This is a genomic window from Nocardioides malaquae (assembly GCF_015070385.1).
In the GTDB taxonomy this organism is placed as follows: Bacteria; Actinomycetota; Actinomycetes; order Propionibacteriales; family Nocardioidaceae; genus Nocardioides; species Nocardioides malaquae.
In genome coordinates this window covers 336,472-350,356 of sequence record NZ_JADCSA010000001.1, presented here as the reverse complement: position 1 = coordinate 350,356, position 13,885 = coordinate 336,472, and the positions used below count along the sequence as shown (strand labels likewise).

Below are 13,885 nucleotides of genomic sequence, written 5' to 3'. Positions count from 1 at the left end.
TGGCCCTAGGCTGGGGCCCGTGAAGAGCATCGATGTCGTCGTCGGTCGGATCGGCAAGCCCCACGGGATCCGGGGCGAGGTGACCGTCGAGGTCCGCACCGACGAGCCTGACGCCCGCTTCGCGGTCGGCTCCACGATCGACGTCGTGCCACCGAAGGGCTCGACAGCGCCCTGGCGCACCCTCACCGTGCGTACGGCCCGTTGGCACCAGAGCGTCCTGCTCCTCGGTTTCGAGGAGTGGGCCGACCGCAACACCGCGGAGTCCGCGCGCGGCATCCTGCTGCAGGTCACCCTCACCGAGGAGGACGTGCCGACCGACCCCGACGAGTTCTACGACCACCAGCTCGCTGGTCTGGAGGTGCGCAACCTCGACGGCGAGGTCATCGGAGAGGTCAGCAACCTCGTCCCGGGCGCTGCGCAGGACCTGCTCCGGGTGCGTGCCACCGACGGGCGCGACACGCTGGTGCCGTTCGTGCGTGCCCTGGTGCCCGAGGTCGACGTCGCCGGCGGCTTCGTGGTGGTGGCCGACCGACCCGGCCTGGTCGCCCCGTTCCCCGACGACGCCGAGGACTGAGTGTGCGCGTCGACGTCGTCTCGATCTTCCCCGACTACCTCGCACCGCTGGAGCTGAGCCTGCCGGGCAAGGCGCGCGCGAAGGGGCTGCTCGACGTCCGGGTCCACGACCTGAGGGACTGGACGCACGACCGCCACCGCACGGTCGACGACTCGCCCTACGGTGGTGGCGCCGGCATGGTGATGAAGCCCGAGCCCTGGGGCGAGGCCCTCGACGAGGTCACCGCCGGCAGCGACCCCGTCATCGTCTTCACCACCCCCAGCGGCGAGCCGTTCACCCAGAAGGTGGCCCGGGAGCTGGCCGCGGAGGAGCACCTGATCTTTGCCTGCGGCCGCTACGAGGGCATCGACCAGCGGGTCATCGACCACGCCGGAGCCTGGGGCCGCGTCCGCGAGATCTCCTTGGGCGACTACGTCCTCAACGGCGGGGAGGTCGCGGCCCTGGCCGTGACCGAGGCAGTGGTCCGCCTGCTGCCGGGCTTCATGGGCAACCCCGACTCGTTGGTCGAGGAGTCCCACGAGGACGGCCTGCTGGAGTACCCCGTCTACACCAAGCCCGCCGTGTGGCGTGAGCACGCGGTGCCCGACGTGCTGCTGGGCGGCAACCACCGCGCCATCGGCGAGTGGCGCCACGAGCAGCGGGTGCGGCGTACGGCGCGGCGACGTCCCGACCTCGTGGCCGCCAGCGCCCTGCCCGACGACACCTCGCTGCGGCTGGCGCAGCCCGCGGACGCCGGCGAGATCTACACGCTCCAGCGCGCCTGCTGGCTGACCGGCCTGCTCGACAACCCGGGGGTCGAGATCCCTGCCCTCGTCGAGTCGCTCGACGACGTACGCGCGTGGCTGGGCGAGTGGACCGTGCTCGTCGCCCACCGTGGAGGACGTCTTGTCGCCGCGGCGCGGGGTCGGGTGACCGAGCCGGGGGAGTGGGCCGTCGAGCGACTGATGGTGGCCCCGGACCTCCAGGGTCAGGGCCTCGGGAGGTGGATGCTCGAGCGGATCGAGGAAGCGGCGCCGGAGGACACCTCGACGGTCGTGCTCTTCACCGGGGCCGGGTCCAGCCGCAACCTGAAGATGTACCGCAGAGCGGGCTACCGGCCGGCAGGCGAGCACCTGCCCGGGGTCCTGAGCCTGCGCAAGCGCCGACCGATTGGCCCCTGACTCCGACGCTGTGGCAAAATCACCCCTCGGTCCACGCCGGACCAACGATCGCCCGGAGGAACGCACCGGGGAACGGCGTCCAGCTCCTGCCACAGGGGGACGGGACGCGGAGGTCGCGCGGCGAGGGACCATCCGTCTGAACACCTGATTCCGCGGCGGACCTGTGGCGGTCGCGAGGAGCAAGAATGACCAACCTGATTGCCGAGATCGGCAACGCCGTCAAGCGTGACGACGTCCCCGACTTCCGCGCCGGCGACACCGTCAAGGTCCACGTCAAGGTCATCGAGGGCAGCCGCTCGCGTGTCCAGGTCTTCCAGGGCGTCGTGATCAAGGTGCAGGGTTCCGGCGTCGGCCGCACCTTCACCGTCCGCAAGATCTCGTTCGGCACCGGCGTGGAGCGTACGTTCCCGCTGCACTCCCCGATCTTCGAGAAGATCGAGGTCGTCACCCGCGGTGACGTCCGTCGCGCCAAGCTCTACTACCTGCGCGAGCTGCGCGGCAAGAAGGCGAAGATCAAGGAGCGTCGCGAGTCCTGATCGAAGGGATCCACCGCAAGGCGGATACCATCAGCGCGTGACTTCCGAAGACCGCGATTCCACCCCACTGCGAGACGGGGCGGAGTCGCGGTCTTCTGCTTCCGGGGAGGGCCGCTCGAGTCGGACGAAGAAGGCGCCACTGCCGCTGTGGCAGGAGACCATCCTGCTCGCCGTCGTCGCCCTCGTCCTGGCCGTCGTGGTGAAGACCTTCCTGGTCCAGGCGTTCTACATCCCGTCGGAGTCGATGGAGCCGGGGCTCGTCAAGGACGACCGCATCCTCGTGCAGAAGCCCTCCTACTGGGCCGGGGAGCCGCAGCGCGGCGACGTCGTCGTCTTCAAGGACCCGGGCGGCTGGCTCGGCGGCGCGACCCGCCCGCCCGGCCTGCTCCAGGGCGTCATGACCCGCATCGGGCTCTACCCCGAGGGCGGCCACCTGGTGAAGCGGGTGATCGGCGTGGAGGGCGACGTCATCGAGTGCTGCGACGACGACGGCAACCTGATGGTCAACGGGGTGTCCCTCGACGAGTCCGACTACGTCAAGGACGACCCCGCGACCACCTGCAACGGCCCGATGCCCGGCACGTGCGACTGGAAGGCCGGCCCGGTGCCCGACGGCCACCTCTTCGTCATGGGTGACAACCGGGGGCGCTCCGCCGACTCCTCGCAGCACCTCTGCCGGCCCGACGAGACCGACTGCGTGGAGGGCAACGAGTTCGTCGGAGTGGACCTCGTGGTCGGTCGGCTCTTCACCGTGATCTGGCCCTTCGACCGGATGCGGCTCGACCGGCGTCCTGACGTCTTCGAGACGCTCGAGGACGAGTAGGTCAGACGATGGCGCGGACGACCCCGACCGGTCACCGACCCACGCTCCGGCTCGAACGCAGCCTGCTGCGCGGCGGGGTGCGTCAGCTCGCCTGTGCCGACGAGGTGGGTCGCGGAGCCCTGTGTGGCCCCGTCTCGATCGGCATGGTGGTCATCACCGAGCAGACCCGCACGGCCCCCCAGGGCGTGCGCGACAGCAAGCTCCTGACTCCCGCGGCCCGCGAGGCGCTCGCCCCCCGGGTGCGGCGGTGGGCCACGGCGTACGCGGTGGGGCACGCCTCGGCCGAGGAGATCGACGAGCACGGCATCATGGTCGCTCTCCGTCTCGCCGGCCACCGTGCGTTGGCGGGGCTCGGGACCCGCCCCGACCTGGTGCTGCTCGACGGCAACCACGACTACCTCAGCGTCCCTGAGCAGATGGGACTCTTCGGGGGACCACCAGGCCTGCTCGACGACGTGCCGCCGGTGGTCACCTGCGTCAAGGGCGACATGCGGTGCGCGGGAGTCGCCGCGGCGAGCATCCTGGCCAAGACCGAGCGCGACGCAATGATGCTCGAGCTGGCCCGGGAGCACCCGCACTACGGTTGGGTCGACAACAAGGGCTACTCGGCGCCCGAGCACGTCGCGGCATTGCGCGAGCGCGGCCCTTCTCCGGTGCACCGCCGGTCGTGGAGCCTGCCGGGTGTCTCCGCCCCCAGCGCACTAGGCTCGCTCGTGAGCGGGTCAGCGAAGGAGGGGCGATGAGCGCCGAGGACCTCGAGAAGTACGAGACCGAGATGGAGCTGACGCTCTACCGGGAGTACCGCGACGTCGTCTCCATCTTCACCTACGTCGTCGAGACCGACCGACGGTTCTACCTGTGCAACGCCGTCGACCTCAAGGCCCGCACCGAGAACGGTGAGGTCTTCTTCGAGGTCACCATGAGTGACGCCTGGGTCTGGGACATGTACCGGCCGGCGCGCTTCGCCAAGAACGTGAAGGTGCTGACGTTCAAGGACGTCAACATCGAGGAGCTCAGCCACCAGGAGATCGACCTCCCCAAGGACTGAGCGCCACTGCTCGTCCACAGCCCTGCCCGCGCTCCACAGCAGCCTCGGCCTCGGAGCGGGGACGCCGCGCCGCCGCCACGCTGGTCATCAGCCGATGACAGCAGGAGGTGGTCCCGTGGAGGGACGCAGCACGACGGACCCGCGCCCGGGGGAGCAGCCCGCGATGCGGGCCAGCGACGCGTTGGGGGAGTACGGCGAGCGGGTCGCCGCACGTCACCTGACGGCGGCGGGGCTGGAGGTCCTCGACCGCAACTGGCGCTGTGAGCTGGGCGAGATCGACCTCGTCCTGCGCGAGGGCGCCACGCTGGTCGTCTGCGAGGTCAAGACCCGCAGCTCGACGGCCTACGGAACGCCCCACGAGGCGGTCACGCAGGAGAAGGCGGCCCGGTTGCGTCGGCTCGCGGCCCGCTGGATGGTGACGACCGGGACGCGACCGACGGACGTCCGCTTCGACCTCGTGGCGGTGGTGCAGGCGCGCCGGGGCGCACCGGTCGTCGACCACGTGCGGGGAGCCTTCTGATGCTGGCGACGGCGTGGACGATGGCGCTCCAGGGCGCGGTGGGCCACCTCGTGGAGGTCCAGGTGGACATCTCGCCCGGCGTGGTGGGAGCCACGATCGTGGGTCGCCCCGACGCCTCCCTGCTGGAGGCGCGTGACCGGGTGCGGATGGCGATCACCCACGCCGCGCCGCCGTGGCCCTCCACCCGCCGGGTGACCATCCTGCTGACGCCTGCCGACCTGCCCAAGCGCGGCACGCACTTCGACCTCGCGATCGCGGTGGGCATCAAGGGCGCCGACGGCACCCTGCCGCCGGGCTCGACCGCCGACACCGTCTTCATCGGCGAGCTCACCCTCGACGGCGCCCTGCGTGCGGTGCCCGGGGTGCTGCCGATGGTCATGGCGGCGGCCGCCCGCGGCGTCCGCCGGGTCTTCGTGCCCGAGCCCCAGGCGCGCGAGGCGGCGATGGTGCCCGGGGTCGAGGTCTTCGGCGTACGCTCCCTGGCCCAGGTCGTCGCCCAGCTGCGTGGCGAGGAGGTGCCGGTTGCTGCCCCCGTGCACGACTCCCGGGGCGCCACGTTGCTCACCTGGCGTGGTGACGACCGCGCCGACGAGGTCGACATGGCCGACCTCGTGGGGCTGGACGACGCGCGGTTCGCCCTGGAGGTGGTCGCTGCCGGAGGCCACCACCTGATGCTGACCGGGCCGAAGGGCTCGGGCAAGACGAGCCTCGCCGAACGCATCCCCACCCTGCTGCCGGACCTGGGCCGCGACGAGGCGCTCGAGCTCACCGCGGTGCTCTCGCTCGCAGGTGGGGACAACCCTCCCGGGCTGGTCGTGCGTCCGCCCTTCAGGGCGCCCCACCACGACACCTCGAAGTCCAGCCTCCTGGGGGGCGGTGCCGGTCGGGTGCGCCCCGGCGAGCTCTCCCGGGCCCACTGCGGGGTGCTCTTCCTCGACGAGTTCCCCCTCTTCCGCACCGACGTCATCGAGGCGTTGCGCCAGCCGATGGAGAGCGGCGAGATCAGCGTCTCGCGAGGCGAGGAGTCGGCCGTCTACCCGGCCCGGGGCATGGTGGTCCTCGCGTCGAACCCGTGCCCCTGCGGGGACTACCACCCCGACCACAAGCAGAACAGGTGCACCTGCACGGAGGTGCAGCGCCGGGAGTACCGCCGCCGGGTCTCCGGTCCCGTCGCCGACCGGATCGACGTGCTGCGTCACGTCCTTCCGCCGGGTCGCGCCGACCAGGGCGCGCACGTCAGCCGCGAGGCGAGCGCCACGATCCGGGACCGGGTCACCGCTGCCCGACGCCGACAGGCAGACCGGTACGCCCACTCCGGGTGGCGCCTGAACGCCCACGTGCCCAGCCACCTGCTGCGCTCCCGCTGGCCCCTGGGGCCGGAGCTGGAGCGACGCCTCGAGCACGAGGTGCATGCCGGTCTCCTCAGTCGACGCGGTGCCACCCGGGTGCACCGGCTGGCGCTCACGGTGGCCGACCTGCTGGGTCTCGAGGTGCCGGACGTCGCATGTCTCGACACCGCACTGCGGCTGCGCACCGGGGAACCCCTGGTCCTGACGGCCGTCGGGAGGGCAGGGTGAGTGCCCTCGGCGCCCAGGGCGCTGTCGGTGCTGGCGGCGCAGTCGGGGAGGACGAGCGTCTCGCTCGAGTGGCCCTCAACCGTCTCGCCGAGCCCGGCGACGTGCGGATGAACCGTCTGGTCCGCGACCTGGGGGCCAGGGCGGTGCGCGACCACCTCCTCGAGGAAAGGGGTCTGTCGTCGCTGCACGACGACGTCGCCACCCGGCTCGCGGCCGTGGATCCGACGCGGGAGCTGGAGGTCGCGGAGAGGGCCGGGATCCGTTTCGTCGTGCCCGGTGACGAGGAGTGGCCGGACGGACTCGACGCGCTGGCCGGGGCGGGCGTGGTCAACGAGCGGGGTGGGGTGCCGATCGGGTTGTGGGTGCGGGGCCCGCTGCCCCTGCCGGCGACGCCGCGGGCGGTGGCCATGGTGGGGTCCCGTTCCGCCACCACCTACGGCACCCGGGTCGCCTCCGAGATGGCGGCGCAGCTCGCCGAGGCGGGACTCAGCGTGGTCTCCGGTGCGGCGTTGGGGATCGACCAGGCCAGCCACCGTGGTGCCCTGGCGGTGGACGGCCCGACCGTCGCGGTGCTGGCGTGCGGTGTCGACCGGATCTACCCGGCGGCGAACCGGGCGCTCGTCGAGCACGTACGTGACGTGGGCACCGTGGTCTCGGAGGCACCCCTGGGGGGAGCGCCGATGCGCGTACGCTTCCTGGCCCGCAACCGTCTGATCGCTGCCCTCACCGGCGGCACGGTGGTCGTGGAGGCGGCGCTGCGGTCCGGGGCGCTGAGCTCCGCGGCCTGGGCCGAGCGTCTGGGGCGTCCGGTCATGGGAGTACCAGGTCCTGTGACCAGCGCCCAGTCCCAAGGGGTCCACGAGCGGTTGCGCACGGGCGCAGCCATGGTCGTGACGGGTGGCGACGACGTGAGGGAGCTGCTCTCTGCTGCCGGTGAGAACCTCGTCGAGGACCGTCGCGAGCCACCCGGGCCGCGCGACCGACTGACCGTGCGGCAGCGACAGGTGCTCGACGCCGTGCCCGTCGGTCGTGCCCGTCGCGCCACGCACGTCGCCGCCACCGCGGGAGTGGGACTGCGCGAGGTGCAGACCGCCCTGTTCTCCCTCGAGGCCCGGGGGTGGGTCCACCAGGAGGGGGACGCGTGGAGGGTGTCGCGGAGGTCGGGGCGCGGCGGTTGACGCCGGTGAGGCGTCCCGTCGTCGTCCGTCCCGCGACCTAGCATGACGGCATGGACCACGACCCGGTGCTGCCCGAGCCCATGGCGGTGGCGCTCGGCGACTACGAACGGCACCTGGTCGCCGAGCGCAACCTCTCCGCCCACTCCGTGCGCGCCTACGTCGGCGACGTCGCCGGGATGCTCGAGCACGCGCACCGGCTCGGCATCCAGCAGCCGGCCGAGGTGGACCTGCGCACCCTGCGGAGCTGGTTGGCCCTGCAGCAGAGCAAGGGACGCTCGCGGGCGACCCTGGCGCGTCGGGCCAGTGCGGTCCGCGTCTTCACCGCCTGGCTGGCCCGCACCGGACGGGCCACGGGGGACGCAGGCGCCCTCCTGCTCTCCCCGAAGCTGGCCAGGGCGTTGCCCTCGGTGCTGCGCGCCGACGAGGCCGCCCAGCTGATCGAGGTCGCCACCAACGCGGCCGGCGAGGGCCCCGTCGGTCTGCGTGACGTGGCGGTGCTGGAGCTGCTCTACGCCACCGGTGTGCGCGTGGGTGAGCTGGTCGGGCTCGACGTCGACGACGTCGACGGCGACCGTCGGGTGGTGCGGGTGCTCGGAAAGGGGCGCAAGGAACGCAGCGTGCCCTTCGGCGTGCCGGCCGCGCGGTCCCTCGAGCAGTGGCTGCGCAATGGCCGGCCGGAGCTGGCCTCCGCGACGTCGCCCCCGGCACTCTTCCTCGGCGTGCGTGGCGGTCGCCTCGACCAACGAGTGGTCCGTGAGATGGTCCATCGCCGGTTGTCCCAGGTGCCGGGGGCTCCCGACATGGGACCCCACGGTCTGCGTCACACGGCCGCGACCCACCTCGTCGAGGGGGGAGCCGACCTGCGCACCGTCCAGGAGCTCCTGGGGCACGCCTCGCTGTCGACGACCCAGCTCTACACCCATGTGAGCACCGACCGACTGCGGCGGGCCTACTCCCAGGCCCACCCCCGGGCCTGAAGCGGGTACGCGGGCCACGGCGGAAGGAACCCGGGAAGCAACCCCGGAAGCCCCCACAGCGGCAGGAGGCGTACGCCCGTCCCGCCGACCAGGTCGAGCGGGTCGAGGTAGAGGTCCCCGAACCGCCAGCCCCAGTGCAGGCAGGCGGCTGGTGCGCAGTGCGAGCCGGCCGGGTGCAGCCACCCGATCCTCTGCCCGGCGCTGACGGGGGTCGAGACCGCCACGTCGGCCAGGACGGGTTGGTAGGTGGTACGGGTGGGACCGTGCGAGACCACCACGACGCCACGCCCTGCGACGGAGCCGGCGAAGGTGACCTCACCCGGCAGGGCCGCCAGCACCGGCTGGGCCGGCGCGCTGGCCAGGTCGACGCCGCGGTGCCCGGAGTCCCAGCGTTCGTCGGGCGGGGAGAACCCGGTGACGACCTGCGGGGTGCCGGGCAGGGGCCACACCCCGGTGCCCGCCTGCCCACTCGCGCCGTCCGGGGCGTCGGGGGCGTCGGAGCCCGCGGGCCCGTGGGGACCGGGGAACAGCACCAGACCCACGGTGGCGACGAACCGGGCGAGCTTGTGCCCGGGTCGACCGGCGCCGTGGGACGCGCGGCGTCGCGGCAGGGGAGGAGTCTTCACCCGACTCATCCTCGTGACCGGCGCGCCCGTCCTCCGGGGAGGCGACCGCGGGGTGGGGAGGGCGGGTCTCGCTGCTCGGATGTGCAGGTGTCGTGGCGGGGAGTGCGGCGGTTTCGTCAGCCCGGCCCGGGTGCCGTAGTCTGTCCGGCAGCAGCCCTCAGGGGCTGACTTCGCACGCCCACACGCCGCGACGGGGTTGAGTCAGACCCCGATCCACCGTGGGCGCGGCCCTCAGTTCCACCGCTCCACGGCGGAGGATCGGGTCGCGCGTGGGCGTCAGGGCCCCGGGGACGGGGCGACCAACTGAAACCCACGCTGGCTCCGCGCGAGCCTGCGACCGACACAGGAGAACCCCATGGCAGTCGTGACCATGCGCCAGCTGCTCGAGAGCGGCGTCCACTTCGGGCACCAGACCCGTCGCTGGAACCCCAAGATGAAGCGCTTCATCCTCACGGAGCGCAACGGCATCTACATCATCGACCTGCAGCAGTCGTTGGGCTACATCGACCGTTCGTACGCGTTCATCAAGGAGACGGTCGCCAAGGGCGGCACCGTGATGTTCGTCGGCACGAAGAAGCAGGCCCAGGAGGCCATCGCCGAGCAGGCGACCCGCGTCGGCATGCCCTACGTCAACCAGCGTTGGCTCGGCGGCATGCTCACCAACTTCCAGACGGTGCACCAGCGCATCAACCGTCTCAAGGAGCTCGACGAGATCAACTTCGACGAGTCCTCCAGCAGCCGCACCAAGAAGGAGCTGCTGCAGATGCGCCGCGAGCGCGACAAGCTCAACAAGTCGCTCGGCGGCATCCGCGAGATGACGCGCACCCCGTCCGCCATCTGGATCGTCGACACCAACAAGGAGCACCTCGCCGTCGAGGAGGCGCGCAAGCTCCGCATCCCGATCATCGGCATCCTGGACTCCAACTGCGACCCCGACTCGGTCGACTTCCCGATCCCGGGCAACGACGACGCCATCCGCGCCGTGGGCCTGCTGACCCGCGTCGTCGCCGACGCCGTGGCCGAGGGCCTCGTGGCCCGTTCGGGCGCCAAGTCCGGCGGCACCGCCGAGCCGTTGGCCGAGTGGGAGCGCGAGATCCTCGCCGGTGAGGGCACCGACGCCGCCGAGACTCCCGCTGCCGAGACTCCCGCCGCCGAGGCGACCGAGGCTCCCGCTGCTGAGGCGCCCGCCGCTGAGGCGACCGAGGCTCCCGCCGCCGAGGCTGCCGAGACCAACTGACGCGTCTCCCAGCCGACCCGACTACTTCGAGGAAGAGGATTCATGTCCAACTTCACCGCTGCCGACGTCAAGAAGCTCCGTGAGCTCACCAGCGCCGGCATGATGGACTGCAAGAAGGCGCTCACCGAGACCGACGGTGACTTCGACGCCGCCGTCGACCTGCTCCGCGTCAAGGGCACCGCCAAGGCTGCTGCCCGTGCCGCCGAGCGCGAGGCCTCCTCCGGCCTGGTCGTCACCGCCGGCGGGGCGCTCGTCGAGCTCAAGTCGGAGACCGACTTCGTCGCCAAGAACGCCGACTTCATCGCCACCGCGGAGAAGATCGCCGCGGCCGCCGACGCCCACAAGGCCGTCGACGCCGAGGCGCTCAAGGCCGTCGAGCTCGACGGCAAGACCGTCGGCGAGGTCGTCGAGGGCCTGGCCGTCACCATCGGTGAGAAGATCGAGCTCGGCCGTGTGGCCTACTTCGACGGCACCACCGTGGCCTACATGCACAAGCGTGCTGCCGACCTGCCCGCCGCCGTCGGCGTGCTCGTCGAGTACGAGGGTGACGAGGCGGCCGCTCGTGCCGCCGCCATGCAGGTCGCCGCGATGAAGGCGCAGTTCCTCACCCGCGAGGAGGTCGACGAGGACGTCGTCGCCCGCGAGAAGGAGGTCCTGACCGCCAAGACGCTGGAGGAGGGCAAGCCCGAGGCCGCCGTCGCCAAGATCGTCGAGGGTCGCCTGGGCGCCTTCTTCAAGGAGATCGTCCTGCTCGAGCAGGAGTCGATCACCGAGTCGAAGAAGACCGTCAAGCAGGTCCTCGACGCGTCCGGCACGACCGTCAAGCGCTTCGTGCGCTTCGAGGTCGGCGCCTGAGCCTGACAGGGTTCACACCAAGCACCACCACCCAGGAGGCCGGTTCGATGGATCACGCGATGACCATCGGGCCGGCCTTCTGGCACCCGCACCACCGTCCCGCTCCGCCCCGTGTCGAAAGGATCTGACGTGACCGCCTACAACCGCGTCCTGCTCAAGCTCTCCGGTGAGGTCTTCGGAGGCGGAAGCGTCGGTGTCGATCCCGACGTCGTCTCGAAGGTCGCGCGCCAGATCGCCGAGGTCGTGCGCGCCGGGGTGGGCGTGAGCATCGTCGTCGGCGGTGGCAACTTCTTCCGGGGCGCGGAGATGCAGCAACGCGGCATGGACCGGGCCCGCGCCGACTACATGGGCATGCTCGGCACGGTCATGAACTGCCTGGCCCTCCAGGACTTCCTGGAGAAGGAGGGCATCGAGACCCGCGTGCAGACCGCCATCACGATGGGCCAGGTCGCCGAGCCCTACATCCCGCGCAAGGCCATCCGCCACCTGGAGAAGGGGCGCGTGGTCATCTTTGGCGCCGGCGCCGGCATGCCGTTCTTCTCGACCGACACGGTCGCCGCCCAGCGCGCGCTGGAGACCCGGTCGCAGGTCGTGCTCATGGCCAAGCAGGGCGTCGACGGGGTCTACACCGCCGACCCCCGGGTCGACCCGCACGCCACCAAGCTGGACACCCTCTCGTTCCAGGACGCGCTCCAGAAGGGCCTCAAGGTGGCCGACGCGACTGCCTTCGCGCTCTGCATGGAGAACGACATGCCGCTGATCGTCTTCGGCATGGAGGACGAGGGCGCCATCCTGCGCATCGTGCAGGGTGAGAAGATCGGAACGTTGGTCAGCTCGCAGGGCTGACCGCCCCAGCTACCTCCCCAGCTACCAGGCACGTACCCCAGCCGTACACCGAGACGAGAGAAGGCGCCCGTGATCAACGACATCCTCCGTGAAGCCACGACCAAGATGGACAAGTCGGTGGAGTCCACGCGTGAGGACTTCACCACCATCCGCGCCGGTCGCATCAGCCCCACGGTGTTCAACAAGATCGTGGTCGAGTACTACGGCACCCCCACCCCGCTCCAGCAGCTGGCGACCTTCACCTCGCAGGACGCGCGGACCATCCTGATCCAGCCCTTCGACCAGAGCGCGGTCGACGCCGTGGAGCGCGCCGTGCGCGACTCCGACCTGGGCGTCAACCCCTCCAGCGACGGACGGGTGCTGCGCTGCGTCTTCCCCGAGCTGACCGAGGAGCGCCGCAAGGAGTACATCAAGCTGGCGAAGGGCAAGGCCGAGGACGGCCGCGTCTCGGTGCGCAACGTGCGTCGGCAGGCCAAGCAGTCGCTGGAGAAGCTCGAGAAGGACGGCGAGGTCGGCAAGGACGACGTGGCCGGTGCCGAGAAGCGGCTGGACGCGCTCACCAAGGACCACACCGACGCCATCGACGAGATGCTGAAGAAGAAGGAAGCCGAGCTGCTCGAGGTCTGATCCCCGGACCCGGCGCCACACCGAGATGACGAACCCTCCACCGAAGGCCGCAGCGCCGACGAAGGACCACGGACGAGCAGGTCGCGACCTGCCGGCCGCGATCACGTCGGGCGTGGTGCTGCTCTCCCTGATCGCCGGCACGCTCTACTTCTGGAAGACCGCCTTCATCGGGGTGGTCGCGGTCGCGATCGTGATCGGCATCTGGGAGATCGGCCGCGCGCTCCGGGCCAAGGAGATCGACGTCCCGGAGCAGCCGCTGATGATCGGGGCGGTGGTGATGATCCTGGTCGCCTACTTCTCCGGTCCTGCCGCCCTGGTCACCGCCACCGCCGTCACCGCCCTGGTCACGATGCTGTGGCTGTTGCGGCGTGGGGTCGAGGGCTTCGTGCAGAACGCCACCGCGTCGGTCTTCGTGCTCGTCTACCTGCCCTTCCTCGCCTCCTTCGTGGGCCTGATGCTCTCCGAGGGCGGGGCCGTCGACTTCGAACGGTGGGACGACGGCGTGAAGGGGATCGTCGTCTTCGTGCTGGTGACGGTGGCCTCCGACACCGGCGGTTACATCGCCGGGGTGCTCTTCGGCAAGCACCCGATGGCTCCGGTCATCTCGCCCAAGAAGTCCTGGGAGGGTTTCGCGGGCTCGGCCCTGGCCTGCGTCGCCGCCGGGTGGTTCCTGGTCACCACGCTGCTCGACGCCGAGGCGTGGGTGGGCGTCCTCGTGGGTCTCATCGTCGTGGTGATGGCGACGCTGGGTGACCTCGTGGAGTCCGTCATCAAGCGCGACCTGGGCGTCAAGGACATGTCCCAGGTCATCCCCGGTCACGGTGGCATCATGGATCGTCTGGACTCGCTCCTCGCCACGATCGCGCCGGTGTGGCTGCTCCTGCACTACCTCGCGTTCTGACGCCCCTAGGATGGTCGGCATGACCGACACGGCGGACCGGGCCGACCTGCAGCGCAGCGAGACCGACTGGTGGCACCGCGACCACCCCACCTTCACCGCCCTGACCGGCTTCTTCACCGGCATGCTCTTCGTCACTGCCGTCCCGGGCGGGTTCGCCGGCGTGCTACGTCTCCTGTTCACGTACGAGACGGCGGAGCGCTGGTTCCCCCTGGTGACGCTGGCCCTGCTGGTGCCGCTCGGTCTCCTGGTCGCACCGCGCACCCGGCGCTTCGGCACCTACATGGCCATCGGCATGGTGCTGACCCTCCTCGTGGTGCTGGGTGTGGCCTCCCTCGTGCTCTGGTTCATGGTGGAGATGGACGCCTGAGGTTTCGCGCCTCGCCCGTTGCGGTGGGAGGAT

At 71.1% G+C, this 13,885-nt stretch carries 17 protein-coding genes; 16 read left to right on the top strand and 1 reads right to left on the bottom strand.

Annotated elements, in window-relative coordinates; translation table 11 throughout:
• Window positions 1-19 precede the first annotated feature (19 nt).
• From rimM to IEQ44_RS01635, 10 genes are all read left to right on the top strand, one after another.
• On the top strand, window positions 20-574 hold the full coding sequence (gene rimM / locus IEQ44_RS01680) for a ribosome maturation factor RimM (RefSeq protein WP_319804422.1): 555 nt from the start codon (window positions 20-22) through the stop codon (window positions 572-574).
• A gap of 2 nt (window positions 575-576) precedes the next feature.
• Entirely contained in the window at window positions 577-1,734 is a 1,158-nt protein-coding gene (gene trmD, locus IEQ44_RS01675; protein WP_193636665.1) for a tRNA (guanosine(37)-N1)-methyltransferase TrmD, read from the top strand.
• A gap of 185 nt (window positions 1,735-1,919) precedes the next feature.
• A complete protein-coding gene (gene rplS / locus IEQ44_RS01670) occupies window positions 1,920-2,270 on the top strand; it encodes a 50S ribosomal protein L19 (protein WP_193636664.1) in 351 nt (116 codons plus the stop codon).
• Between the two features lie 37 nt (window positions 2,271-2,307).
• Entirely contained in the window at window positions 2,308-3,093 is a 786-nt protein-coding gene (gene lepB, locus IEQ44_RS01665; RefSeq protein WP_193636663.1) for a signal peptidase I, read from the top strand.
• An 8-nt stretch (window positions 3,094-3,101) separates the two neighbouring features.
• The gene (rnhB, locus tag IEQ44_RS01660; RefSeq protein WP_193636662.1) at window positions 3,102-3,836 is read left to right on the top strand and encodes a ribonuclease HII; all 735 of its coding nucleotides are present in this window, start codon (window positions 3,102-3,104) and stop codon (window positions 3,834-3,836) included.
• Window positions 3,833-4,141 (top strand): DUF2469 domain-containing protein, encoded by a 309-nt coding sequence (locus IEQ44_RS01655; protein ID WP_193636661.1) that lies wholly within the window; start codon window positions 3,833-3,835, stop codon window positions 4,139-4,141. The genes rnhB and IEQ44_RS01655 overlap by 4 nt, the downstream gene beginning before the upstream one ends.
• 115 nt (window positions 4,142-4,256) lie before the next feature.
• Window positions 4,257-4,661: a YraN family protein gene (locus IEQ44_RS01650; protein WP_319804421.1), complete on the top strand. Its 405-nt coding sequence runs from the start codon at window positions 4,257-4,259 to the stop codon at window positions 4,659-4,661.
• Window positions 4,661-6,238 (top strand): YifB family Mg chelatase-like AAA ATPase, encoded by a 1,578-nt coding sequence (locus IEQ44_RS01645; RefSeq protein ID WP_227486660.1) that lies wholly within the window; start codon window positions 4,661-4,663, stop codon window positions 6,236-6,238. The genes IEQ44_RS01650 and IEQ44_RS01645 overlap by 1 nt, the downstream gene beginning before the upstream one ends.
• Window positions 6,235-7,416 (top strand): DNA-processing protein DprA, encoded by a 1,182-nt coding sequence (gene dprA, locus IEQ44_RS01640; RefSeq protein WP_319804420.1) that lies wholly within the window; start codon window positions 6,235-6,237, stop codon window positions 7,414-7,416. The genes IEQ44_RS01645 and dprA overlap by 4 nt, the downstream gene beginning before the upstream one ends.
• Window positions 7,417-7,466: 50 nt before the next feature.
• Window positions 7,467-8,393, top strand: coding sequence for a tyrosine recombinase XerC (locus IEQ44_RS01635; RefSeq protein WP_193636659.1), 927 nt, complete (start codon window positions 7,467-7,469; stop codon window positions 8,391-8,393).
• Here IEQ44_RS01635 and IEQ44_RS01630 read toward each other — a convergent pair.
• Window positions 8,366-9,019: a M23 family metallopeptidase gene (locus IEQ44_RS01630; protein WP_319804419.1), complete on the bottom strand. Its 654-nt coding sequence runs from the start codon at window positions 9,017-9,019 to the stop codon at window positions 8,366-8,368. The two genes, IEQ44_RS01635 and IEQ44_RS01630, sit on opposite strands and share 28 nt — an antisense overlap.
• 355 nt (window positions 9,020-9,374) lie before the next feature.
• On the opposite strand from IEQ44_RS01630, the gene rpsB reads away from it, so the two are divergent.
• The 6 genes from rpsB (at window position 9,375) to IEQ44_RS01600 (ending at window position 13,852) form a co-directional block, all read left to right on the top strand.
• The gene (gene rpsB, locus IEQ44_RS01625; RefSeq protein ID WP_193636657.1) at window positions 9,375-10,256 is read left to right on the top strand and encodes a 30S ribosomal protein S2; all 882 of its coding nucleotides are present in this window, start codon (window positions 9,375-9,377) and stop codon (window positions 10,254-10,256) included.
• A gap of 42 nt (window positions 10,257-10,298) precedes the next feature.
• Window positions 10,299-11,111 (top strand): translation elongation factor Ts, encoded by an 813-nt coding sequence (gene tsf / locus IEQ44_RS01620; protein WP_193636656.1) that lies wholly within the window; start codon window positions 10,299-10,301, stop codon window positions 11,109-11,111.
• A gap of 129 nt (window positions 11,112-11,240) precedes the next feature.
• On the top strand, window positions 11,241-11,957 hold the full coding sequence (pyrH, locus tag IEQ44_RS01615; protein ID WP_193636655.1) for a UMP kinase: 717 nt from the start codon (window positions 11,241-11,243) through the stop codon (window positions 11,955-11,957).
• A 72-nt stretch (window positions 11,958-12,029) separates the two neighbouring features.
• Window positions 12,030-12,584: a ribosome recycling factor gene (gene frr / locus IEQ44_RS01610; protein WP_319804431.1), complete on the top strand. Its 555-nt coding sequence runs from the start codon at window positions 12,030-12,032 to the stop codon at window positions 12,582-12,584.
• 25 nt (window positions 12,585-12,609) lie between these two features.
• Entirely contained in the window at window positions 12,610-13,485 is an 876-nt protein-coding gene (locus tag IEQ44_RS01605) for a phosphatidate cytidylyltransferase (RefSeq protein WP_193636653.1), read from the top strand.
• Window positions 13,486-13,504: 19 nt separating this feature from the next.
• The gene (locus IEQ44_RS01600) at window positions 13,505-13,852 is read left to right on the top strand and encodes a hypothetical protein (protein ID WP_193636652.1); all 348 of its coding nucleotides are present in this window, start codon (window positions 13,505-13,507) and stop codon (window positions 13,850-13,852) included.
• The last annotated feature ends 33 nt before the right edge of the window (window positions 13,853-13,885 follow it).